Annotated in this window: 24 protein-coding genes; 13 read left to right on the top strand and 11 right to left on the bottom strand. The window is 72.0% G+C overall.

The window, feature by feature from the left end:
* Positions 1–143 precede the first annotated feature (143 nt).
* Entirely contained in the window at positions 144–1760 is a 1617-nt protein-coding gene (locus tag C3K08_RS10495) for a histidine kinase N-terminal 7TM domain-containing protein (protein ID WP_234009050.1), read from the top strand.
* Between the two features lie 36 nt (positions 1761–1796).
* On the opposite strand, the gene C3K08_RS10500 is transcribed toward C3K08_RS10495, so the two are convergent.
* Entirely contained in the window at positions 1797–2603 is an 807-nt protein-coding gene (locus tag C3K08_RS10500; protein ID WP_104991259.1) for a GNAT family N-acetyltransferase, read from the bottom strand.
* A gap of 76 nt (positions 2604–2679) precedes the next feature.
* On the opposite strand from C3K08_RS10500, the gene C3K08_RS10505 reads away from it, so the two are divergent.
* Both C3K08_RS10505 and ribF read left to right on the top strand, forming a co-directional pair.
* Positions 2680–3204, top strand: coding sequence for an NUDIX hydrolase (locus C3K08_RS10505; protein WP_104991260.1), 525 nt, complete (start codon positions 2680–2682; stop codon positions 3202–3204).
* Positions 3201–4112: a riboflavin biosynthesis protein RibF gene (ribF, locus tag C3K08_RS10510; protein WP_104991261.1), complete on the top strand. Its 912-nt coding sequence runs from the start codon at positions 3201–3203 to the stop codon at positions 4110–4112. The genes C3K08_RS10505 and ribF overlap by 4 nt, the downstream gene beginning before the upstream one ends.
* Before the next feature lie 65 nt (positions 4113–4177).
* Here the strand turns inward: ribF and C3K08_RS10515 are convergent, their stop codons facing one another.
* Complete coding sequence (locus tag C3K08_RS10515) at positions 4178–4726, bottom strand: DUF6174 domain-containing protein (protein ID WP_104991262.1); 549 nt, start codon at positions 4724–4726, stop codon at positions 4178–4180.
* 44 nt (positions 4727–4770) lie between these two features.
* On the opposite strand from C3K08_RS10515, the gene C3K08_RS10520 reads away from it, so the two are divergent.
* The 5 genes from C3K08_RS10520 (at position 4771) to C3K08_RS10540 (ending at position 10352) form a co-directional block, all read left to right on the top strand.
* Positions 4771–5604, top strand: coding sequence for a 1,4-dihydroxy-6-naphthoate synthase (locus C3K08_RS10520; RefSeq protein ID WP_104991263.1), 834 nt, complete (start codon positions 4771–4773; stop codon positions 5602–5604).
* 108 nt (positions 5605–5712) lie between these two features.
* Positions 5713–6990 carry a sorbosone dehydrogenase family protein gene (locus C3K08_RS10525; protein WP_104991264.1) on the top strand — a complete coding sequence of 426 codons (1278 nt, stop codon included), beginning with the start codon at positions 5713–5715 and terminating at the stop codon, positions 6988–6990.
* Positions 6990–8414 carry a superoxide dismutase family protein gene (locus tag C3K08_RS10530; RefSeq protein WP_104992028.1) on the top strand — a complete coding sequence of 475 codons (1425 nt, stop codon included), beginning with the start codon at positions 6990–6992 and terminating at the stop codon, positions 8412–8414. Before C3K08_RS10525 ends, C3K08_RS10530 begins: the two co-directional genes overlap by 1 nt.
* A gap of 89 nt (positions 8415–8503) precedes the next feature.
* Positions 8504–9448 (top strand): ABC transporter ATP-binding protein, encoded by a 945-nt coding sequence (locus C3K08_RS10535; protein WP_104991265.1) that lies wholly within the window; start codon positions 8504–8506, stop codon positions 9446–9448.
* A gap of 133 nt (positions 9449–9581) precedes the next feature.
* Entirely contained in the window at positions 9582–10352 is a 771-nt protein-coding gene (locus C3K08_RS10540) for an ABC transporter permease (protein WP_104991266.1), read from the top strand.
* Between the two features lie 59 nt (positions 10353–10411).
* Here the strand turns inward: C3K08_RS10540 and C3K08_RS10545 are convergent, their stop codons facing one another.
* Entirely contained in the window at positions 10412–10888 is a 477-nt protein-coding gene (locus tag C3K08_RS10545; protein WP_104991267.1) for a GreA/GreB family elongation factor, read from the bottom strand.
* 233 nt (positions 10889–11121) lie between these two features.
* On the opposite strand from C3K08_RS10545, the gene C3K08_RS10550 reads away from it, so the two are divergent.
* Positions 11122–11775 (top strand): hypothetical protein, encoded by a 654-nt coding sequence (locus tag C3K08_RS10550; protein ID WP_104991268.1) that lies wholly within the window; start codon positions 11122–11124, stop codon positions 11773–11775.
* A gap of 65 nt (positions 11776–11840) precedes the next feature.
* On the opposite strand, the gene C3K08_RS10555 is transcribed toward C3K08_RS10550, so the two are convergent.
* From C3K08_RS10555 to C3K08_RS10570, 4 genes are read right to left on the bottom strand one after another with little or no spacing between them, the layout of a single operon-like run.
* Positions 11841–12431: an ATP/GTP-binding protein gene (locus tag C3K08_RS10555; RefSeq protein ID WP_104991269.1), complete on the bottom strand. Its 591-nt coding sequence runs from the start codon at positions 12429–12431 to the stop codon at positions 11841–11843.
* 23 nt (positions 12432–12454) lie between these two features.
* Positions 12455–12940 (bottom strand): roadblock/LC7 domain-containing protein, encoded by a 486-nt coding sequence (locus C3K08_RS10560; RefSeq protein WP_104991270.1) that lies wholly within the window; start codon positions 12938–12940, stop codon positions 12455–12457.
* 54 nt (positions 12941–12994) lie between these two features.
* Entirely contained in the window at positions 12995–13831 is an 837-nt protein-coding gene (locus tag C3K08_RS10565; protein WP_104991271.1) for a metallophosphoesterase, read from the bottom strand.
* A 27-nt stretch (positions 13832–13858) separates the two neighbouring features.
* Positions 13859–14824: a S41 family peptidase gene (locus C3K08_RS10570; RefSeq protein WP_158679911.1), complete on the bottom strand. Its 966-nt coding sequence runs from the start codon at positions 14822–14824 to the stop codon at positions 13859–13861.
* Positions 14825–14936: 112 nt separating this feature from the next.
* Here C3K08_RS10570 and cysK point away from each other — a divergent pair, with 112 nt between their 5' ends.
* Positions 14937–15896 carry a cysteine synthase A gene (gene cysK / locus C3K08_RS10575; protein WP_104991272.1) on the top strand — a complete coding sequence of 320 codons (960 nt, stop codon included), beginning with the start codon at positions 14937–14939 and terminating at the stop codon, positions 15894–15896.
* Between the two features lie 68 nt (positions 15897–15964).
* Here the strand turns inward: cysK and C3K08_RS10580 are convergent, their stop codons facing one another.
* A complete protein-coding gene (locus tag C3K08_RS10580; RefSeq protein ID WP_104991273.1) occupies positions 15965–16786 on the bottom strand; it encodes a DUF937 domain-containing protein in 822 nt (273 codons plus the stop codon).
* Between the two features lie 123 nt (positions 16787–16909).
* Positions 16910–18205, bottom strand: coding sequence for a polysaccharide deacetylase family protein (locus tag C3K08_RS10585; RefSeq protein WP_104991274.1), 1296 nt, complete (start codon positions 18203–18205; stop codon positions 16910–16912).
* 49 nt (positions 18206–18254) lie between these two features.
* Here C3K08_RS10585 and C3K08_RS10590 point away from each other — a divergent pair, with 49 nt between their 5' ends.
* Both C3K08_RS10590 and C3K08_RS10595 read left to right on the top strand, forming a co-directional pair.
* A complete protein-coding gene (locus tag C3K08_RS10590; protein WP_104991275.1) occupies positions 18255–18857 on the top strand; it encodes a DNA-3-methyladenine glycosylase in 603 nt (200 codons plus the stop codon).
* A gap of 33 nt (positions 18858–18890) precedes the next feature.
* Positions 18891–19982 (top strand): DNA glycosylase AlkZ-like family protein, encoded by a 1092-nt coding sequence (locus C3K08_RS10595; protein WP_104991276.1) that lies wholly within the window; start codon positions 18891–18893, stop codon positions 19980–19982.
* Here C3K08_RS10595 and C3K08_RS10600 read toward each other — a convergent pair.
* Together C3K08_RS10600 and C3K08_RS10605 are read right to left on the bottom strand one after the other, a co-directional pair.
* On the bottom strand, positions 19979–20962 hold the full coding sequence (locus C3K08_RS10600; RefSeq protein ID WP_234009051.1) for a phosphotransferase family protein: 984 nt from the start codon (positions 20960–20962) through the stop codon (positions 19979–19981). The genes C3K08_RS10595 and C3K08_RS10600 overlap by 4 nt on opposite strands.
* Positions 20959–21246 (bottom strand): hypothetical protein, encoded by a 288-nt coding sequence (locus C3K08_RS10605; protein ID WP_104991277.1) that lies wholly within the window; start codon positions 21244–21246, stop codon positions 20959–20961. Before C3K08_RS10605 ends, C3K08_RS10600 begins: the two co-directional genes overlap by 4 nt.
* Positions 21247–21344: 98 nt before the next feature.
* Here C3K08_RS10605 and glmM point away from each other — a divergent pair, with 98 nt between their 5' ends.
* Complete coding sequence (gene glmM / locus C3K08_RS10610) at positions 21345–22676, top strand: phosphoglucosamine mutase (protein WP_104991278.1); 1332 nt, start codon at positions 21345–21347, stop codon at positions 22674–22676.
* The last annotated feature ends 49 nt before the right edge of the window (positions 22677–22725 follow it).

Consider the following 22725-nt stretch of genomic DNA (forward strand, 5'->3'; position numbering starts at 1 on the left):
TACTCGGGGGCGAGCCGGGACCCCTGCCTGGCCTGACCCCCGACCGGGACCCCCCCCATGACCCCCTTTTCTCCCTCCAGACGGCTGCCGCGCCCGCCCGGACGCGGCGCCTCTTGCCGCCTGCGCGGGCGGCGGGACCGGGCGTGAACGACGCCCTCGCGTCCTCCTTCGCGGCGTGGCTGATGGGGTCGGCGTTCGCCGCGCTGCTCACGGCGCGGTTCGCGTGGCGGCGGCGGCAGGCACCGGGGGCCACCCCCCTGGCCCTGCTGCTGCTCTCGCTCGCGGTGTGGACGCTGACCTACGCCCTGCACTGGCTGAACGTGCCGCCCGGCGCGGTGTTCTGGCTGGACGCCACCTTCTTCGGGGTGGTGGGGGCGCCCGTATTTGTGTGGCTGCTCACCCGCGAGTTCACCCAGCCGGGCCGCCCGCTGCGGCCACTGGAATGGGCCACGCTGCTCGCGGTGCCGGGGGTGACCTGGGGCCTGCTGCTGCTCGGCGACCCCGGCGGCGTGCTGTTCGGGGCCGGGGCCACGCAGGACGCGCACACCCGGCTGGCCGGGGGACCGTGGTTCCGGGTGGTCGTGCTGCACGGCTACGCGCTGATGGCCCTGAGTGCGCTCGCGCTGGGGCAGTTCTGGCGCCGCACGTCCGGGGTCTATCGGCGGCAGGCCGGGGTCCTGCTCGCGGGGCTGTGCGTCCCCTGGGTCGTCAATTTCGTGAGCGTGCTGGGGGGGCGGCCCTTTCCGGATTTCGACCTCACGCCCATGCTGTTCATGGCGACGGCGCTGGTCTTTCTGTGGGGACTGCTGGGCTTCCGGCTCTTCGACCTCGTGCCGGTGGCGCGGCACCTCCTCGTCGAGCAGATGGGTGAGGGCGTGGTGGTGCTTGACGCGCAGGAGCGGGTGGTGGACCTCAACCGGGCCGCCCGGCGCCTCGCGGACTCCACGCGGCCCTCCCCCATCGGGCGCCCCGCCGCCGAGGTCTTCGAGCACTGGAGTGCGGCCCTGGCCTCCCGCGGGGGGCTGGACGAGGGCGCGACCGAGCTGACCGTGGACGGCCGCGCCCTGGAGGTGCGCGTCTCGCACCTGCGCGACGGGCGGGGGCGCTCGCAGGGGCAGGTGGTGGTCTGGCGCGACGTGACCCGGCAGCGGCGGGCCGAGGCCGCGCTGCGTCAGGCGCATGAGCAGTTGCAGGTGCGCCTGACCGAGATCGAGCGCCTGCAAGCCGAGCTGCGCGAGCAGAGCGTGCGTGACCCCCTCACCGGGCTGCACAACCGCCGCTACCTCAGCGGGGCGCTCGAAGCCTTGCGGGGCCAGCCGTTCAGCGTGGTGCTGCTGGACATCGACCACTTCAAGGGGGTCAACGACTCGCTGGGGCACGCGGGCGGAGACGCGGTGCTGCGGGCGGTGGCGGATCACCTCGCGGGGGCCGTGGCGCCCGGCGAGACGGTCTGCCGCTACGGGGGCGAGGAATTCGTGGTGCTGCTGCCGGGCCTGAGGACGGACGCCGCCCTCGCGCGGGCCGAGGGCTGGCGGCAGGCGGTCGCGGCGCGGGGGGTCGCCGTGGACGGCGGGCGGGTCCCCGTCACCGTGTCGCTGGGGCTCGCCGGAGCACCCGACCACGGCACCGACCCCGACCGGGTGCTGCTCGCCGCCGACCGGGCGCTCTACGCGGCGAAGGAGGGAGGCCGCAACCAGTGCCGGGTGGCCCCCGCGCCGGACAGTCTGCCCGCCGAGGTGACGCTGGAACCGCTGCCGTGACGGTGCAGCGGGAGGCGAGTGGGAGGTCGTGCGGCCTTACGGTTGACGAAAGTGGCGGATGGTCAAGCGGTGGAGGCGAAAGCCTGCCTCCTCGTACAGCGTGGGCGCGTGCTGGTCATGATCGTCGTTGACGTACAGGTGAACTTCGCTTGCCCCGGCTTCCCGAAGTTGCCCCAGTGCCAGCTCGGTCAGAGCGCGGCCCAGTCCCCGCCGACGAAAGTCCGGGTGCACCGCGAGTTCCCAGAGCCAGGAAAAGCCGCCGTGGGCGGAGGTTAGCGCGTAGCCCGCCAGCTTGCCGTCCACTCTCAGGCCGAGAGCAGGAAAGATCTCCGGGTCGGTGCGCCACCCGGCCAGCTTGCGAACCCCTCTGAACGTCAGATCATGCAGGGCTTCAACTTCGTCGTGGCTAGGCTGAACGAGGTCGGCATCCGGTGGAAGGACGGGCACGCCCACCCCGGCCAGATCACGGTGAACCATGCGGCGCTGCGTGCGCCCAGGGCGGAAGCCATGCGAGGCCAGCAGTTGCGCTTCCCACGTCCGTTCACCCGGCAGAGGACACTCCACCCGCAGGCCCGCCAAGCGTTCCAGCGCGGCCCGCACCAGGGCGTCAGCATCGGGCGCGTCCGCATAGGGGAAGTCCAGAAAGCCGTACCCGCTCGCCCTGTCCGCATACAGGCAGGCAGCGGCGTGGCCTCCCAGCAGCAGGTATTCCATTCCGTCCTCGGTGATGGCCGACTCGACCCCCTCCGGCGACTCTGGGGAAAAGTCGGGCCAGTCTGCCCGTGCCCGGTCGTGCAGGTGGGCGAGGAGCGCGGCGTCCTGCGCGGTCGCGGAGCGAATCATGGTCGCACCCTAACCCTCCGGCCCAGGTCGACCCATCGGCCAAACGGCGCATCCTCCGTGCTCTAGAGTGCCCCCCATGAACGAGGGTGGGGCGGGGAGCGGGGACACGCAGGTCATCTACGACGGCCATATCGTGCGGCTGGAGAAGCTGGAGGGCAAATGGGAGGTCATCCGGCACGCCGACGCGGTGGCGGTGCTGGCGCTGAATGACCGGGGCGAGATGCTGCTGGTGCGCCAACTCCGGCGGGCCATCGGCGGGGTGACCCTCGAAGCCCCGGCGGGCCTGATCGACGAGGGCGAGACGCCCGAGCAGGCCGCCCGCCGCGAGTTGCAGGAGGAGGTGGGCCTCGATGGCGAGATGACCCTGCTGACCCGCTTCTACTCCAGCCCCGGCTTCTGCGACGAGCTGCTGTACGTGTTCGCCGCCGAGAACCTGCGCGAGAGCAGGCTCCCCCACGACGAGGACGAGGAGATCGAGGTCGTATGGATGGCGCCGGGCGCGGTCTTGGACGGCCTGAGGGACGGCACCCTGCACGGCAGCGCGAGCACGGTGGCGGCGGCCCTCTACGGCCTTCAACGCCTCGCGGAGCGGCGCTCATGAAAACCTACGTCTCCCCCAGTGGGCGCCCCGACACCGAGACGGTGGTGGCGGTCGGCTCCTTCGACGGGGTGCATCTGGGGCACCAGGCCCTGCTCGCGCAGCTCAAGGAGCGGGGGCGGGTGCACCGGGTCCCCACGGTGGTCTACACCTTTGACCCGCCCACCCGCGTGCTGACCCAGGGGGTCGAGTTCCTGTCCACGCTCCCCGAAAAGCTCGCGCTGCTGGCCCGCTACGGCATCGACGAGACCATCGCCGTGCCTTTTACCCGCGAGTTCGCCGCCCGGCCCAAGGACGCCTTTCTGGAGGACCTGCGGGCGCTGCGGCCCCGCTCGCTCGTGGTGGGCGAGGACTTTCACTTCGGGCGCGGGCGGGCGGGGGGCGTCGATGACCTGCGCGGGGTCACCCGCGACGTGGTGACGGTGCCCATGCACCAGCTCGGCGGCGATGACATCAAGAGCACCCGCATCCGCGAGTACCTGCGCGGGGGCGACGTGGAGGGTGCCCGCCGCCTGCTGGGTCGCCACTACGATGCGCAGGGGGTGGTGGTCCCCGGCGACAAACTCGGCCGTCAGCTCGGCTGGCCCACCGCCAACATTCAGGTGCCGGAGGGCAAGGCGCTCCCCCTCGGCGTCTACGCGGTCATCGCCATCACCGAGCGCGGACCAGGCAATCAGCAGCGCCATCACGGGGTTGCCAACGTGGGCTTCCGCCCCACCGTGAATGGGACCGAGCGCCGTTTCGAGGTGCATTTCCTCGATTTCAACGGGAACCTCTACGGCGAGGAGGTGGGCGTCAAGTTCTTCGCCCGATTGCGCGGGGAACAGAAGTTCAGCGGCCTGGACGAACTGAAGGCGCAGATTCAGCGGGATGCCCAGGCGGCGCGGGAGGCGCTGCGGGACGTGGAGTAGAGCCGGTGGCCCGTGGAGGCCGCAGCCAGAAGTTCGAGCTTCCGCATCCCCCGCCAGAGCGCAGATCAGGGCCTGCCAGGAAGCGCCTCGGCCAGGAGGGAGAAGTTGGTGACCCGCCACTCGCCCCAGCCGTCGGCGATATTGGCTTCTCCGCTGCCGCTGTAGAGCCGGGTGGGGTAGCCCAGTCTCAGGTCGTACTCGGCCTCTACAACTGGGCAGGGCTGGCGACGAACCAGAATGAGGGTCTGCGCGATCTGCTCAAAGCGGTCCTCCACCGTGGCGGGGGCCAGCGGAGGCGGTGAGCCGCCGTCCGTGACCAGCGGGAGGACCTCCCGCACCGCGCCGCCCCCGACGGCCACCCGCACGGGCGGGAACATCACCGGGGCAGCCACCTGCTCGAAGTCATACCAGTAGGTGGGAGGCCGCGCTCCAGCCCACCGCGCCCGCGCCGCCGCCAGTTCCCGCTCCAATGCGGCGAAGTCGGGCCGCACGTAGCCGGGAGCGCACACCACCTGCCGGGAAGGCGGCGCTCCCCCGCCCCCCGCCTGGGCCGCACCCGCCACGATCAGCAGCCCGGCCACGGTTCCCAGCATCCCCCGGCGCAGAAGTGTCATGCGGTCAGCATAGGCACTGGGGACGCCGGGCGTACCCTGACCCCATGAGCCTTCCTCCCGCCCTCGACCTCGGCTACTCCTTCTGTCCCAACGACACTTTCATCTTCTACGCGCTGCACGCGGGCCGGGTCCCGGCGCCGCTGCCGGTGCGCGAGCGGCTCGAAGACGTGCAGACCCTCAACGAGTGGGCGCGGGAGGGCCGCCTCCCCGTCACCAAGATCAGCTACCGCGCCTACTTCGAGGTGATGGACCGCTACGTCGCCCTCCGCGCGGGCGGGGCGCTGGGGCGCGGCGTGGGGCCGCTGGTGGTGGCGCGGGAGGAACTGGGGGACCTCAACGGCAGACGGGTCGCCTCGCCGGGCAACCTCACGACCGCCGACCTGTTGCTGCGGCTGGCTTACCCAGAGGTGCAGCTCACGCCGATGCGCTACGACGAGGTCATGCCCGCCGTGGCGCGGGGCGAGTACGATGCCGGGCTGATCATCCACGAGTCGCGCTTCACGTACCCGCAGCATGGGCTGGTCAAGTTGATGGACCTCGGCGCGTGGTGGGAGGGCGAGACGGGATTGCCGTTGCCCCTGGGCGCGATCTTGGTGCGGCGCGACCTGCCGCTGGAGGTGCAGCGCGGCCTGAACGCGGCGGTGCGGGAGAGCCTGGAGTACGCCTACGCGCACCCGGCCGAACCCAAGGCCTATATCCGGGAGCACGCGCTGGAGATGGGCGACGACGTGATGCAGGCGCACATCGACCTGTATGTGAACGACTTTTCGCGCGACGTGGGCGAGGAAGGCGAGCGGGCCGTGCGCGAGTTGTACCGCCGGGCGGTGGCGGTGGGGGCGGCGCGGCCCTCGAACCTTCCCCTTTTCGTGCAGGAATGAGGGCCGCCCGCCCGGCGTTTAGGCGACGCTACGCCCCCTCTCAGAAGGTGTGCTGAGGGGGAATTCCCACGTCGGCCCGCATGTGACCTTGGTGAGCGGAGGACACCCATGCACAAGCCCATGCTCGCTGCCCTGACGGTCGCGCTCGGAACCCTGGGGGCGGCCCTGGCCCAGGGGTCGGCCTCGCCCACCGGCCCCGGCCCCGCCCAGACGACGATTCCCACCCCGCGCCCGCTGCCCGCCCCCGAGCCGCCCGTCACCGTGACGGCCACCCGCAACGAGCCCCGCGCCCTGGGCTTCACACCCGACAAGCTCGCCCGGCTGAAGGTTCCGGCGGGCTTCCAGATCAAGGTGATGGCGACGAACCTCGGCAACGCGCGGATGATGCACGTGATGCCCGACGGCGGCATTTACCTGACGCGGCGGGGACAGAACGACATCTGGTACCTCAAGGATGTCAACAAGGACGGCCTCTTCGACGCGGGCGAGCGCCGCATGGTCGCGCAGAACCTCAAGCTGGTGCATGGGCTGGACGTACGGCAGGGCAAGCTCTACGCGGTGGGCGAGAAGACCATCTGGGTGATGGACATGAGCCGCGACGGGGGCCTCAGCGTGCCGCGCGTCTTCGCCGACGGCTTTCCCGACGCCGGGCAGCACCCCGCCCGCAGCCTGAAGTGGGGGCCGGACGGCTACCTCTACGCCTCCTTCGGCTCCACCAACAACGACGCCCCCACCCAGAACCCGGAGGAGGCGACCATCCTCCGTATCCGTCCCGACGGGCAGTGGCGCGAGGTGTACGCGCGGGGGCTGCGCCACACCGTCGGCTTCGGGTGGCACCCGGTCACGGGGACGATGTACGGCCTGGACATGAGCATGGACTGGCACGGCGACGACCTCCCGCCCGAGGAGCTGAACGTCATCCAGCGTGGGCGCAACTACGGCTGGCCCTTCTGCTACGCCGACCGCCGCCCCGACCCCTACACCAACACCAGCCAGATTCCCGGCAAGATCACCAAGGCCGAGTACTGCGACCTGACCCAGGGCAGCCTGCTGACGTACACGGCGCACGCCTCGCCCATCGCCCTGAACTTCTACACGGCGACCCAGTTCCCCGCCGAGTACCGCAATGACGCCTTCGTCGCCTTCCGGGGCTCGTGGAACCGCTCGGCCCCCAGTGGCTACGAGATCGGCCGCATCAACTTCGACGCGCAGAACCGGCCCACCGCCATCGAACCCTTCGTGACCGGCTTCGTGTACGAGGAAGGCGGAGAGTGGAAGCAGTTCGGGCGCGTGGCGGGCGTGGCGACCTACACGGACGGCAGCCTGCTCTTCACCGACGACCAGAGCGGCGTGATCTACCGCGTGCTGTACACGGGAGGCCAGTGATGAAGCTCCAGACCAAGCGGCTCCTGACCCTGGGCGCCCTCGCGTTGGGCGCGGCAGTGGCGGGCGGGGCGGGCGCCCCCATGACGATGGCCCCGGCGAGCATGCCCCTCAGCGCGACCGCCGCCTTGCGTGACCCCGCCGGGCAGGTGCTGGGCACCGCCCGCTTCGTCCAGCAGGGGATGGGCGTGCAGGTCACCGTGGAGGTGCGCGGCCTGACGCCGGGCCAGCACGGGATGCACGTCCACGAGTACGGGCGCTGCACCCCCGGCGTGGACGAGGCGACGAACACCACCGTCCCCTTCGGTGGGGCGGGCGGGCACTTCGACCCCGGCATGAGCAAGAACCACGACGACCCGCAGGCCCCCAACAAGTACGGCCACGGCGGCGACGCCCCGATGCTGAACGTGGGCGCCGACGGGGTGGGCCGCGCGAGCTTCACGACCAACAAGTTCAGCCTGACGGGGATGAACGGGGCGCTGAACCGCACCCTGGTCATTCACGCCCGCCCCGACGACTACAAGTCCGACCCGGCGGGCATGTCCGGAGCGCGGGAACGCTGCGGCGTGATCACGCGCGACAATTTCACGGCGACCGACTACACCCTGCCCGGCGCCCAGGACTTCCCCGAGGGCGTGGCCTACGATGCCCGCCGGGGCGTGATCTACACCGGCAGCGCCGTGAACGGCACGATCTACGCGATCAACGCCGCGACCGGAGCCGTCAGCAAGTTCCAGGAAGGCGGGGCGCTGGGGCGTCAGGCCGCGCTGGGCTTGAAGGTGGACGCGCAGGGCCGCCTGTGGATCGCGGGCGGGGCGCAGGGCACGGTGAGCATCCTCACGCCCGACGGCATGACGCTGAAGGTGCTGGAGACGCCGAAGTCGCCCAACCCCTTCGTCAACGACCTCACGCCCGCCCCCGACGGCAACGTGTACGTCACCGACTCCAACCGCCCGGTGATCTTCCGGGTCGACCGCAACCTGAACCTCACGGCGTGGCTGAACCTCGCCGGGACGCCCATCAAGTACGGCCCCGGCGTGAACCTCAACGGCATCGTCCCCACCCCCGACGGGCGCTCACTGCTGGCGGTGCAGACGAACACGGGTGAGCTGTGGCGCATCGACCTGCGGACGAAGGCCGTGCGCCGGGTGATGACGGGCCTCATGAATGGCGACGGCCTGCTGCTGGACGGCCGGACCCTCTACGTCACGCGCAATAAGGATCAGGTCGTGAGCAAGGTCAGCCTCTCGGCGGACTACGGCACGGGTCAAATGGTCGCGGAGGAACCCCTGCGCGGCCTTCGCTTCCCGGCGACGCTGGCGATGGTCGGGGGTGACCTCGTGGTGACGCAGGCGCAGCTTGACCGCAACATGGCGGGGATTCCGCCCGAGACGCCGTTCCGGTTGACGCGCTTCGGCAAGTTCTAAGGGTCGGCAGAGCACCGGGGGAGGCCGCGCGGTCTCCCCTCTTTCCTTTGTAAGACTCCCGACGCAACGCCCCTCCTACGCTGGCGGGCGTGACCCAGCCTCCCCCCGAAACGCCCGCCCCTGCCCTGGACGTGCGCGGCCTGCACAAGCGGTACGGACGCCACAGCGTCCTGCACGACATTGACCTCGCGGTGACTCCCGGCGAGGTCTACGCGCTGACCGGTCCCAACGGTGCGGGCAAGAGCACCCTGATTCGCACGGTGACGGGGCTGGCCTTTCCGACCTCGGGGACGGTGCGGCTCTGCGGGCGCGACGTGCACCACGACGGCCCGCGGGCTCGCGCCGCGCTGGGGGCAGTGGTGGAGGCCCCGGCCCGCTTCCACCCCGAGTTCACCGGCACCCAGAACCTGCGGATGCACGCGGGCCTCGCGGCGATGGCGCCGGGGGCCGAGCGGCCGGACATGGCCCGCATCCGCGAGGTGCTCGCGCTGCTGGAACTCACCCGCATGGCCGACCGCCGGGTCGGGGAGTACTCGCTGGGGCAGCGGCAACGGCTGGGGGTGGCGAGCGCGATTCTGGCCCGGCCCCGCGTGCTGATCCTCGACGAGCCGACAAGCGGGCTGGACGCGCTGGGCATCGGCCTGATCCACCGCATCGTGACCGACCTGGCGGCGGACGGCTGCGCGGTCCTGCTGAGCACCCACCACCTGCGCGAGATCGCCACCTACGCGCACCGGGTCGGCATCCTGACGGGCGGGCGGCTGGTGGACACGGTGGACCTGCGCTCAAGGCAGGCGGCCTACCGCTTCCGGGTGGGGGACCCCGCTGGGGCCGCCGAGTGGCTGCGGCGCCTCCCGTTCGTCAGTGGAGTGGGCACCCGCACGCCCTACGCGCTGGCGCACCTCGGGGACGACGCGCGGGTGCCCGACGCGCTCGCGCACTTGAGCCAGGGCGGATTCCGGGTGCTGGAGGCCGCCCCCGACCACTTCGACCTGTACGAGTACTACCGCGAACGGGTGGAGGTGGCGGTATGAGACGCATTCCGTCTGTTCCGTGTCCAATCCGGGAAAACACCGGACTGGACATTCCACGCCCGGAACGCGCCCTGCTCCTTCTCCCTTCGGTCGGATTTCATCCTGCCGGGGGCAGGATTTCATCGGAGTGGCTATGACCCTCTTCGCGCTGGAACTTCGCAAGCTGCTCAGGCGGCGCAGCGCCCGGCTGGGGCTGCTGGTGTGCTTCCTTCTGCCGCTGCTGTGGCCCTGGGCGCCCCGCGTGGAGGCCCTCTTCGGGGTCGAACTCGTCAGCGGGTGGCAGCTTCCGGCGGTCAGCCTGGGCGTGCTGGTGCAGTTTCTGCTGCCCCTCTTTATCGCGGTGACGTGCGCGGAACTCATCGGGTCGGAGGTCAGCGGGGGCACGCTCGCGCCGCTGCTGCTGCGGCCGGTCAACCGCACCCGCGTGCTGACGGGCAAGCTGCTTGTCGCGCTGCTCTACCCGCTGCTGCTGGTGCTGGCGACGGTGACGGGGTCGCTGCTCGCGGGCCTCTTCCTGGGGCTGGGGCCGTTCACCGGGGGGACCGGGCTGGGGCCGGGGTTCTTTCAGGGTGTGGGAACGCTGACGCCGGGGCAGGCGCTGGGGCAGGTGTTCCGCGCCTCGCTCCTGGCCGCGATCATGCTGCTGCCCGTCGCCAGCCTCGCGGTGCTGTTCGGGGTGCTGTACCTCAACACCGCCGCCGCCGCGCTCGCCACGCTGGCGACCCTGAACATCCTGCGCCTGTTCGCCGTCTTTCCCGAGTGGGTGCAGCGGCTGCTGCCCACCACCCACTTCGACCTGTACGCCCGGCAGACGGACGTGGCCTCGGGGCTGATCCTGCTGCTGATCTATACGGCGGGCTTCGGGGTGCTGGCGGCGCTGGCGTTCGAGCGGCGGGACGTGTAGGACACAACAGACGGAGCGGGGGAGCTGGCACGCACGCAGCTCCCCCGCTCCATTCGGCTTTATCCCACGCTCTTGACGGTGTACCGGAGCTGCCGCTCGCCCTGCGTGACCTCGAAGCTCTCCCCCACCCGGCGGCCCATCAGCGCCTGCCCGACCGGGCTGTCCTCGCTGACCTGGGTGGCGCCTTCCGCGAGCGCGTCCACCTCGACGGCGCTCACGAGGCGCACCTCCAATTCGCGGTCATGCTCGTCGTCGCGCAGGACCACCAGGGAGCCGAGGGTAATCTGCCCATCCTGTTCGGGCGTGCCCTCCACGATGACGGCGCGGGCCAGCACGTCCTCCAGCTCCAGAATGCGGGCCTCCATGCTGGGCAGGTCAATCTGGGCGGTTTCGAGGTTGCGGTCTTCAAGGTCCATCGCGTCGTCACGGGCGGCGGCGATCTGGGCGATGGCGTCATCACGGCGCTGGCGTTCCTTGTCGAGCGTCTCCTGCAGGCGCTGGTGGCCTTCCGCCGTCATCTGCACTTCTTCTGCCATAACTCCTCCTGTGGTCTTTCGCGGGGGTCTCGCGGGGGCGCGGCGGCCTCCGGTCAGAGGGCCACTGTAGGGAGCGTGGCGCCGGGCGCGGTGACAGGCGGCTTAAGACACCGCCGGGACACATGCGCCAACGCGCGTTTCTGAATTCCTCACCGGACGGGGCCGGGCGTGGCCTGTAATCGGGGCAGCGCGGCCCGCCCCCATCAGGGAAGCAGGCCCACAGGAGGAAGCCCATGACCGATCCCAATGCCCCCATCAACCGCGACCCGTCCATCGCCGACGAGCCGACCGACCCCGTGCAGGAAGACCGCACCGTCACCGCCGAGGAATTCGAGCAGGACGACCGCGAGCCGACTGACGCCGAGTTGCGGCCCGTGGGCGGCGCGAGCATCACGGGCGCCGACACGATGGACTACTCGCTGCCCGAGGACGACGACCCCGCCAACCAGGACGCCCAGGCCAACGCCGACCAGATTCGCGACGTGGCCGAGGTCGAGGCCGACTTCCCCGTCTCCGGCGAGGTGTCGGGCGGGCGCGTGGGCGAGGGCAGCAGCGACGCGCTGGCCGGAGCGGGCGTGGTGTACGACGACGGCATCGACCCGGACATCCGCACCGAGATGATGGACAACGCGGCGGCCTACGGCACCGACTTCGTGCCCAACAACGTGAACGACGAGCCCGCCTTCGACGACGGGGTGCCCGGCAGCTTTTCGGATTTCAGCGTGATCAGCACCGACAACACCGAGGGCACCACCCGCCTCGCGGACCCCAGCCAGGACGCGGGCGGCGAGGTCAAGGGCGCCCGCGTCGCCGGGTCCGGCGGCATCGACGGCGGCCCGCCCCGCACCCGGCCGCTGCCGGGCACCGAGGAAGACGCCGACGCGTAAGCCGTTGGGGACAACAGCGAGGGGTGGGAGGCGCCACGTGTGCCCCCACCCCTCACCCGTTGCGCTTACTTGTTCTGCGACAGCCGGTCCAGCACCAGCTTGCTCACGCTCTTGAGGGTCTCGAACACGCCGCCGCCGTTGTGTGCGGTCGCCTCAAAGAGAATCAGTTCCTTTTTGGGGTCCACCACCGCGCGGATCATCTCGGTGGGCAGTGCTCCCTCGATGTCGCGCTTGTTGATCTGGAGGACGATGGGCACGTCACGCACGTCGATGCCGTGCTCGGCGAGGTTCTCGCGCAGGTTGCGCATGCTCTCGGCGTTGGCCCGCAGGCGGTTGGGGGACGAGTCGGCCACGAAGACGATGCCGTCCACCCCGCGCAGGATCAGCTTGCGGCTGGCATTGTAGAAGACCTGTCCTGGCACGGTGTACAGGTGAAAGCGCGTCTTGAAGCCCTGCACGGTGCCCAGGTCCAGCGGCAGGAAGTCGAAGAAGAGGGTGCGCTCGTCCTCGGTGGCAAGGCTGACCATCTCGCCGCGCAGGTGACCGGGCACCTTGGAAAAGACGTGCTTGAGGTTGGTCGTCTTGCCGGACATGCCGGGGCCGTAATAGACGATCTTGCAGTTGATCTCGCGGGCCGCGAAGTTGATGGTGCTCATGGTGTGTCTCTCCCTCCCTTCCCTTAGCCGAACAGGTCGTCAAGCAGGGCGTTGGCCCCGTTCGAGAAGTCGTCGCTGAACTGCACGGGTGGCGCGGCCTCCAACTCGGTGAGGATCGCCGCGACCTGCGCGATGGTCTTCTTGGTGTGCACCTTGACGCGGCCCAGCGGCACCGACACGTCGAAAATCAGGGTCAGCAGCGCGGAGTCGCCCACCGATTCGACGTACAGGGTGCCCTGCTCGCCCTGGTGAATCTGCTCGCTGAAGGTGCGCTCGCCCAGCATGTTCGCCAGGGCGGCGGTGGCGGCGGCGTTGGAGGCGACCAGGGTGGCGACGCTGTCGAGCGCGGGGGGCCGGGGCGCCCACAGCGCCTCCTTGTGCGAGAGCACGAAGCCCTTGCGGTCCACCAGCAGGCAGTAGCGGACGCCTGTGGCGCCCAGCAACTCTTCCAGATGCTGGTCGACCCGCTCGAACGCGTCGCCGTACAGGGCGAGAGAAGGTTCAATCATGTCCCGGCGAGTGTACGGGGGTGGTTCACACGAACTTCTGACAACGGGGACCGCTCAGCTCTCCACGCCCTGCCGGAACGCCGCCCACGTCGCGGCGTCGCGGGGCAGGCCCCCCTCCTCCGTCCAGATCCAGTAGGGCGTGTAGAGGCTGCGGGCGGTGAGGACCTCGTCGCGGAAGATCTCGGCGCTGACGCCGGTATGCAGCAGCCCGCTCGTCTCGAAGCGGCGCAGCACCCCGGAGCGGTCGTAGGGCACCCGCCGCAGCTCGGGCACCCAGCCCCCCGGCGCGGCGGTCAGCAGGAGGTACTGGGCACGGGGGTCGCCGTCCATCGGGGTTCCGGCGGCCCCGGTGTTCAGGACGAGGACCCCGCCCCGCTCGGCCCGCGCCGGGCGGTGGATGTGCGATCCGACCAGCACGCCCGCCCCGCCCGCCAGTTCGGCCACCCGCCGGGGGTCGGTGCGCTCGCTGAGGCTCTCGCGGTAGTCGGCGGGAGTACCGTGGGCGACGAGGACGGGCGGGAGGCCGGGCACCTCCAGGGTGCGGGTCATGGGCCAGTTCCCCGGCACGTCCAGCAGTCCGGCGCGGTCCAGCTCGGTCGCCGTCCAGTCGGTCGCGCCCCAGAAGGGGTCGGTGAACCAGTCGCCCGGCAACGTCTCCGAGCGCCCGTGCCACAGCCGCACGAGGTCGTCGTGGTTGCCCAGGGTAAAGGTCACGTCCTCCCGCGAGAGCAGCAGCGAGAGGGCCTCCACCGAGTCCGGCCCCCGGTTCACCACGTCGCCGTTGACGAGGACATGCTCGGCCCCCTGCGCCCGCGCGTCGGCCAGCACCGCCCGCAGCGCGTCGGCATTTCCGTGAATGTCCGCGATGACGGCGAGGCGCACGGGGGGCATTCTAGGCGAAGCTGGGCAGTGCAGCGGTCAGCGCCGCAGGACTTCCAGTGCGGCTTCCAGCACCGGGTCCCGACCCGCGAGGATGTCCGCCACCTCCGGTCCGGCGCGGAGGTTCGGCTCCACCCGCACGGGCAAGGGCACCCGGCCGTCCGGCGTGGCCCGCGCGGCGGTCAGGCGCAGCACCGAGGGTCCCGGTAGGGCGAAGTCTCGCGCGAGGGTGTTCAGCAGGCCCCGCGTGGGCAGGCCGACTACCGTGCCGCCCGCCTGCTGGCCCCAGTAGGCGAGCAGTTCGCCGCACGACGCCGTGTCCGGTGAGACAAGCAGCGCGAGGGATCCTTTCCAACGCGGCCAGGCGCGGGCGGCCTGCGCCTGCGGGGTGGTCCGCCAGTCATAAATTGCCGCCCCACTGCGGCCCACGCCGATCAGGTTGACCCGGTCTCCGGCCAGCACCTGCGCCGCCGCCAGGCACTCGTCCAGTACGCCGCCGGGGTTGTCGCGCAGGTCCACCACGAGTCCGTTCGCCCCCCGCGCCGCCGCCTGCCCCACCACCTCGCGGAAGGCGGCTCCCATCCCGACCTCGAACCATTCGGGAAGCCCGACCACGGCGACCTTCCCCTCCCAGCGCAGGGTGGGCCGTAGCCGGGGGTCCAGGGCGGCTGGGGGCGGGGCAGGGTGCATGGGGACATTCCAGAGGGGCCGGGTGTGCCCGTCTCCCAGCGCCGCGAGGACGGCACTCAAGGCGGCGCGGCCCTGAGACTCCGAGCAGCGGGCCTGCCCCGCGCAGCGCCGGACGAGGTCGGCTCTCTCCGCAGTGAGCAGGCGGTCCACCTCCCCCATCCGTGGCCCGGCGTAGTGGGCTCGCAGCAGCCGGGCGGCGGCGTCATAGAGGGCGAAGGCGTCCACGGGGGGCGGGCCGCCCGTGCCCCCCGCTCCGGCCAGCCCCAGGGTCAGCAGGCCCGGCAGGGCGAGGGCACGGCGCAGGTGGGAACGCATCGCTTCCAGGGTACGGCGCGGCGGCCCCGAACGTTCCACGATCCGCCGACGGCTGCCCAATAGCACCCCCGGCCCCTGAAGGCGGGCCGCCGGGCGCTCTATGCTCCTGCCCATGATTGACGCGCTGGTCGGAAAGACGCCGCTCGTGCAACTCGGCCGGGTGACCGAGCCGGGCATGGCGGACGTGTTCGTGAAGCTGGAGGGCCTGAATCCCGGCGGCTCCATCAAGGACCGCACCGCGCTGGGGCTGGTGACCGACGCCGAGGAGCGCGGCGTCCTGAAGCCGGGCGGCACCCTGGTCGAGCCGACGAGCGGCAACACCGGCATCGGGCTGGCGCAGGTCGCGGCGGCGCGGGGCTACCGGTTGATCCTGTGCATGCCCGCCCAGATGAGCGAGGAGCGCAAGCGCACCCTGGAAGCCTACGGCGCCCAGCTTGTGCTGACCGACCCCGAGCGCCGGATGCTCGCCGCCATCGAGGAAGCCGAGCGCATCGCCGCCGAGACCGGCGCCGTCATGCTGGGGCAGTTCTCCAACCCCGCCAACCCGCAGACCCACGAGCGCACCACCGGCCCCGAGCTGTGGGAGCAGATGGAAGGCCGGGTCGACGCCTTCGTGTACGGCTCGGGCACGGGCGGCACCATCAGCGGGGTGGGGCGCTTCCTCAAGCGGCAGGACCCCGGCATCCGGGTGATCGCCGTCGAACCCGCCCGCAGCAACGTCCTCTCGGGCGGCGAGCGCGGTGAGCACGGCTTTCAGGGCATGGGACCGGGCTTCATCCCGCCCAACCTCGACCGCTCGGTGATCGACGAGGTGATTCCCGTCTGGGAGGAGGACGCCTATCCCCTGGCCCGCCGCCTCGCCCGGGAGGAAGGCGTCTTTGTGGGCATGAGCAGCGGCGCGATGGCGTGGGCCGCGCTGGAGGTCGCCCGCCGCCTGGGACCGGGCAAGCGGGTGGCGACCATCGCCTGCGACACGGGGGCGCGGTACCTCACGACCAGCCTCTTTCACCCGGACCGGCCGGGGACGCCCAAGGGATACAAGCCGTACTCGCGTGAGCGGGTAGAGGAGTAGCTGCTAGCGGCCAGCCAAAACCGAAAAGGCCCCGGCACAGGCTGGGGCCTTTCTGCTTGCCGGGTGGCTTACCGCCTGCGGCCTCCGAACATCCCGATCAGGTCATTGAGGGCGTTGCCGTCGCCGTCGCGGTCGAGGACATTGTTCAGGGTGCCGACCATTCCGCCGAGGTTGCCCTGCTGGCCACTGCCCATCTGCCCGGTGCCGGGGTGGCCCGGCAGGCCGAAGGGATTGGGCTGGTCCTGTTCGTGGCGGTAGCCGGGAATGACCTGACCGCCGCCGAGGCCGCCGCCCATCCCGCCGCGCTGCTCGTAGCCCTGGCCGTAGCCGGGGTTCTGCTGGGGCTGTCCGCCGCCCAGCATTCCGCCGAGGCCGCCTCCCGCCGCACCGCCCCCGAGCAGGCCGCCCAGGATGCTGCCGATGTCGATGCCGCCCATGCCCCCAGCCTGACCGCCGGGAAAGCCGCCCGTCTGTCCCTGCCCCATCCCGCCCTGACGGCGGCGGCTGAGGTAGGCCAGCACGAGGGGCGCGGCCATCGAGAGCAGTTGCATGGCGAGTTGGGGGTCGATTCCGGCGCGGCGGCTCACCGCTTGCGCGGCGGCCTGCTGCTGCCCGCCGAAGACCTTGCCCAGAATCCTCTGGCCCTCGTAGGGGTCGGGGGCCTGTCCCTGCCCGAACAGGTCCAGCGCACGGCCGTCGTGCTGGTCGAGCGCCCCGGCGAGCGACTGGGCGCCCTGGGGGTCCTGGGCGTTGCGGGTCATCGCGCCGAGCAGCAGTGGAATGGCCGCTTCCATCGCCGCCTCGGTCTGCTGGGGCGAGGTACCGAGCCGCTGGCCGAGGGTGGCCTGGGCCTGGCTCATGCCGCCGAGCATGTTGAAGATGTCCATCATGGTGGTCTGCCTCCTGTGGGGGTGAGCGGTGACGTTCGCCCGCAGCCTAGGCCCCGCCCCCGGCACGGCGGGAGGGGGGGAGGTTGAGGGTTCCTTGCTCCTTGCCAGGCCCCGGTGCGCCCCTCACCAGACGGCCTGCACGCGCACCCCGAACGCCGGGCGATCCAGCCGGGTGGTCAGGGCCGCCGTGTGCGCTCCGACCCGCAGGGCCACACCCGCGTAGGGTGTCCCGTCGTAGCCCAGCGTGGCCCGCAGCGGACGGCCCTCGCCGGGGCGCAGCGGCAGGGCGTAGCTGCCCTCGGCCCGGCCCAGCCGGGTGACCACGTCGTACTCGGCCCGCACGCGCAGGTAGTCCAGCGGCAGCACCTCGGCCCCCAGGGTGAGCGACCCCGGCAGCGCCCGCGCCCAGACCTCGCCGTACCCGCCCAGCGCGAGGGCGACCGCTCCCAGTGGCCCCGCCGAGCCGTAGCCGCCCGCCACGGTGAGCGGCCCCCCCACGTGGTAGGCGAGGGTGCCCCCGCTGTAGCTCGCCCCGCCGCGCAGGAGGTTCAGGCCCAGCACCCAGCCGCCCTGCCGCCACAGGAACCGGGTGTCGCGCACGCCGCCCTCCCAGCTCAGGCTGAACGCGCCCGACCCCAGCAGCTCGTGGGCGGCGGGGTTCCACAGGGGGGGCACGGCGACCGGGGCGTCCTGGCTGCCCAGCGCCCCCAGCCCGGCCCCGGCCAGCAGGGCGGGCACCCGCAGGTCCGCGCCCAGCGGCGCACGCCAGGGCAGCAGCCAGTCGTCCCAGGGGGAAGCCAGCGGCCCCGGCAGGGCGTGGGCCTCGCCGCTCACCCCGAAGGTTCCGGCGACGGCGCAGGCATAGCCCGCCCGCGCGTGCCGCCGCACCCGCGCGTCTTGCAGGTAGAAGGGGTAGGCCAGGCAGCCCCCCGCCGGAGCGGCCCCGGCAGGCCACGCCAGCTCCCGCGTCAGGCTGGGCGGCGTCAGGTCCACCAGGGCGGCGTGGGTGCGGGTATGCGAGCCAACCTCCCAGCCTGCCCCGCGCAGCTCCTCCAGCTGCGCCGCCGTCAGGTACCCCGGCTGTCCCACCCGCTCCCAGATGGGATAGACCGTGCCCGCTACTCCCAGATCGCGCAGCACGGGAAAGGCCAGGGTGTAGACGCTCTCGAAGCCGTCGTCGAAGCGCAGGGACGCCGTCCGGGCCGAGGCGGGGAAGCGCAGGGCCTCGCTGCTCGTCACGAACAGGTAGCCCGCGGCCCGCAAGGTCTCGACCCGGCGGCGCAGCGTGGCCACGTCCAGCCCCAGCGTCACCCCGCCCCCGCCCCCGACCTGGTGGTAGACCAGCGGAAGGTGTCCGGCCTCCGCGCGGGGCAGGCAGCACACACAGACGAGGGCCAGCAGCAGGGCAAGAAGGCGCACGAGCGGTGAGTATAGGCAGCTCCTCTGTCTGGCCTATTACCCTGGAGCCGTGCCCGCTCCCCTGTCCCCCCGCTTCTTCGACCGTGACCCGGTGCGGGTCGCCCGCGAGGTGCTGGGCAGCACGCTGGTGCGGGTGCTGCCCGGTGGCGAGGTCCTCGCGGGCCGGGTCGTGGAGGCCGAGGCCTACGACTGCCCCCGCGACCCCGCCTGCACCGCCGGACGCTTCCACGCCGTCCGCACGCTGGCGATGGCGATCCCGCCGGGCCACTGGCTCTTCTGGACGGCGCACGGTCATCCCCTGCTGCAGGTCGCCTGCCGGGAGGAGGGCGTCTCGGCCAGCGTGCTGATCCGGGCGCTGGAACCGCTGGAGGGTGTCGGCCACATGCTGACCCACCGCCCCGTGACCCGCGAGCGCGACCTCACCAACGGTCCCGCCAAGCTCGTCTACGCGTTGGGGCTGAATCCCGAACAGATCGCCGGGCAGCCGGTCGACGGCCCCGCCCTGCAGCTCCTCCCCGGCCTCCCCGTTCTCGACGAGCAGGTCGCCATCACCGCCCGCGTCGGCCTGCTGGCGGGCAAGAACCTGCCGTGGCGCTTCCTGATTCGGGGCAATCCCTGGGTATCGCCCGGCGTGCCCAGCATGGAGCTGTGAGGACCGCCCGGCCCCACCCGCTACCCTCCCCCCATGCCCCTCACGCCCGCCGCCCTCCGCGCCCTCGCCCACCGCACGCTGACCCGTCAACCCTCTGTCCAGGTCGCCCTGAACGACATGGGCTTTCTCCAGGCCGACCCCATCCGCGCCCCGGCCCGCGCCCAGGACCTCACCCTGATGCAGCGGGTGCGGGGCTACCGGGCGGGCGACCTCGAACGCCTCTACCCCACGCTCGACGCCGAGGAAGACATGCTCCCCAACTACGGCTTCGTGCCCCGGCGCGTGCAGGCGCTGCTTCACCCGCGCGAGGTGGGCCAGACGCGAATCGAGCGCGAACACCCGGACCTGTTAGATGAGGTCCGGGCGCTGCTGCGGGAAGTGGACGAGGTGCATCCCCGCGAGGTGGCCGCGCGGCTGGGCCGGGGCCGGGTGGCGAATGCCTGGGGCGGGCAGTCGGCGGCGACCACGCGGGCGCTCGACGCCCTGCACCACCGGGGCGAGGCCCGCGTGACCCGCCGGGCATCGGGGGTGCGGCTGTACGGCCCGGCTCCCCATCTGGCAGCCCTGCGCGAGCGGCCCCTTCCCGTGGAGGACCGGGTGCGCGGGGCCGTTCACCTGCTCGCTGCCCTGTACGCCCCACTGCCGGAGGCCAGCCTGGGATATCTGGTGAGCCTGTCGGGGTTCGGGTTGCCGCACCTGCGGGGCGAGCTGCGAACCGCCTTTCGCCGGGCGGTGCGCGAGGAACTGCACGGGGAAACGGTGGACGGCCTGCGCTACGTCTGGCCCGCCGACTGGGACGTGTCGACGCCGCCTGCCCCGCGCGGCGTGCGGATCGTCGGCCCCTTCGACCCCCTGGTGTGGGACCGGCGCCGCTTTGCCCACCTGCACGGCTGGACCTACCGGCTGGAGGCTTACACTCCTGCCGAGAAGCGGCAGTTCGGCTACTACGCCCTGCCCATCTTTCAGGCCGAGCGGGCGGTGGGCTGGGCCAACCTGCGGGCGGGGGGCGGCGAACTGCGGGCCGACGTGAACTTCGCCCCCGGCGTGCGTGAAACGGCGGCGCTGCGGCGTGGGCTGGAGACGGAGCTGGAGCGGTACCGCAGGTTTCTGGGCCTGGAAGCCTAACCCTCCCCGTGCCACCCCCCCGCCACCCGCGCCAGCGCCTGCCGCACGCCGCTGCCGGGGTCGCGCCCGGCCTGCGCCGCCGTCGCCAGCACGTTCAGGGCGAGGCCCGCCCGTTCCTCCGCCCGCCATTCGGCCTCGCTGCGGCGGACGCCGTGGGCGGCAAGTTCCGCGAGGTACGCCCCGCGCAGCCGGGGGCCGAGGCGGGCGCGGTCCGAGGCGTCCAACCGGACATACAGCAGGTGGGCAAGGTCCTCTCCCAGCGGCGCCGCGTGCGTCTGCCCGTAGTCGATCAGGATGGGTGACCCGTCGGCCCGTGACCACAGCACCTGCCCGGCGTGGAGGTCGCCGTGGGCCAGGGTGACGCCGCGCGTGGCGGCCAGAAGGGCGGGGAGGGCTGCGGCGGCGTCCCGCACCGCCACCCCCTCGGCCTGGGTCCAGTCCGGGGCTGGGATGACCCGCCCGGCCCGCTGCACCGCCCGCGCCGGGTCCCAGGTCCACTCGCCGCGCAACTCGGGACGGTCCAGCCAGAAGGCGTGGTGCCGGGCCAGCAGCCGAGCGATCCGCTCCAGCGCGGCCTCCCGCTCGGCGTCGGTGGCGAAGGCCCCCCAGCCCGTCGTCGTGTCGGTCAGGTCCTCGGTGAAGAGGTGCGCTCCCAGCCGTGCCGGGTCGCTCGCCGCGTGGAGAAAGCGGGCGTGAGGCACGGGCGACAGGGGCGCGAGGTCACGCAGGTAGGTCGCCTCGCGGACCAGCCGGACGTGGGCACGCCCGTCGCGCCAGCCTGCCGGGAGGTACTTCAGGAAGAGGGGGTCGCCCGTGCCCGCATACCGCGCGAAGGCGGCCCCCTCCCCCACCCACGCCTCGCGCAACCGTCGGGGGTCAGGAAAGGCGGCCCGCAGCTCCCCCGGCCACACCCGCGCCGAGCGGGCGGGGCCAGGGCTGGAAAGCCGCCGCAGGTCGCCGACGAGGGCCGCCAGCCTCACGCCAGCAGCGACAGCACCCCGGCCAGCGTGCCCCCGGTCAGGGCCGCGCCCACCAGAAAGACGCCCAGGCACCCCAGTCCGCGCGAGCGCCGCGTCTGACGGTAATGCCCGCCCCCGACGTAGCGCCCCCGGTGGCCGCTGCTGTGGCTGGTCAGGCCGCCCAGAAAGCCGCCCCGGTGGTGCCCACTGCTGTGGCTGTGCCCCAGCATCCCGAAGCCCCGGCGCCCGTGGCTGTGGCTATGGCTGCGACCGAACGAAAAGGAGCCGCCTGAAAATCCGCTCATGCCCCAGGGTACGCGACCGGGCAGGCGGGAGTTCCGGCGCCGGGGTGTCGGCCCCTTCACGGCGGCGAGGGGCGGGCCTGCGCGTATCATGGCCGATCATGACAGAGCGCAAGTATTTCGGCACCGACGGCGTGCGGGCGGTGGCGGGCGAGTATCCCCTGACTCCGGCCTGGGTGATGACCCTGGGCGCGGCGGCGGGCGAGGTCTTCAAACGGCGCAATCCCCGTGCCAGCGTGGTGATCGGCAAGGACACCCGCCAGAGCGGCGACATGCTGGAAGCGGCGCTCGCGGCGGGCCTGACCAGCCGGGGCGTGACCGTGATCCACCTGGGCGTGCTGCCCACCCCCGGCGTGAGCTACCTCACCCGGCACCTCGGCGCCGACGCGGGCGTGGTCATCAGCGCCTCGCACAACCCCTACCAGGACAATGGGATCAAGTTCTTCGGCCCCGGCGGCCAGAAGCTCAGCGACGCGACCGAGCTGGCCATCGAGGCCGCCATCGACGAGGTGCCCTCGCTGCCGCCCGTGACGGGGATCGACCTCGGCTCGGTGACGAACTACGCGGAAGCCGAGCGCCTCTACATCGGCTCCCTGCGCGAGCACGCGCCCGACCTCACGGGCCTGAAGGTGGCGATGGACTGCGCGAACGGGGCCGCCTACCGGGTGGGGCCTAAGGTGTTCCAGGCGGCAGGGGCCGACGTGTTCGCCGTCTATACCACCCCCGACGGCCGCAACATCAACCGGGACTGCGGCTCGACCCATCTGGAACACCTCCAGCGCCTCGTGCGCGAGGGGGACTATGACCTCGGCGTGGCCTTCGACGGGGACGCCGACCGCGCCCTGTTCGTCGACTCGCGCGGCAACGTCGTCCACGGCGACCACATGCTGCTGCTGGGCGCCCGCGCACGGGGCGAGACGGCGGTGGTGACCACCCTGATGGCGAACATGGGCCTGGAGGTCAAGCTGGGAGAAGCGGGAGCCCGGTTGGAGCGCACCGCCGTGGGCGACCGCTACGTCCACGAGCGGCTGCACGAGCAGGGCCTGACCCTGGGCGGCGAGCAGAGCGGGCACATGCTCTTTCTCGACGTATCGCCCACCGGGGACGGGGTGCTCACGGCCCTGCTGACCCTGGGGCATATGCGGGAGCTGGGCACCACGCTGGACGAGTTGCACGACGACCTCGTGATGTTCCCGCAGACCCTCGTCAACGTGCGCGTGACCGACAAGAAAGCCATCTCCCGCGACGAGGCGGTGCAGGCCGCCGTGGCCGAGGCCGAGGCCCGCCTCAATGGCCGGGGCCGCGTCAACCTGCGCCCCAGCGGCACCGAGAACCTGATCCGGGTGATGGTCGAAGGCCCCAACGAGGCCGAGATTCACGAGGTCGCCCGGACGCTGGCGGGTGTGGTGGAGCGGCAGGGACAGCGCGGCTGACCCTTTCTTTCCCCCTGGAGGCCCTGGCACCCGCGCCGGGGCCTCGGTG

This window comes from Deinococcus sp. NW-56 (assembly GCF_002953415.1).
Lineage (GTDB): Bacteria > Deinococcota > Deinococci > Deinococcales > Deinococcaceae > Deinococcus.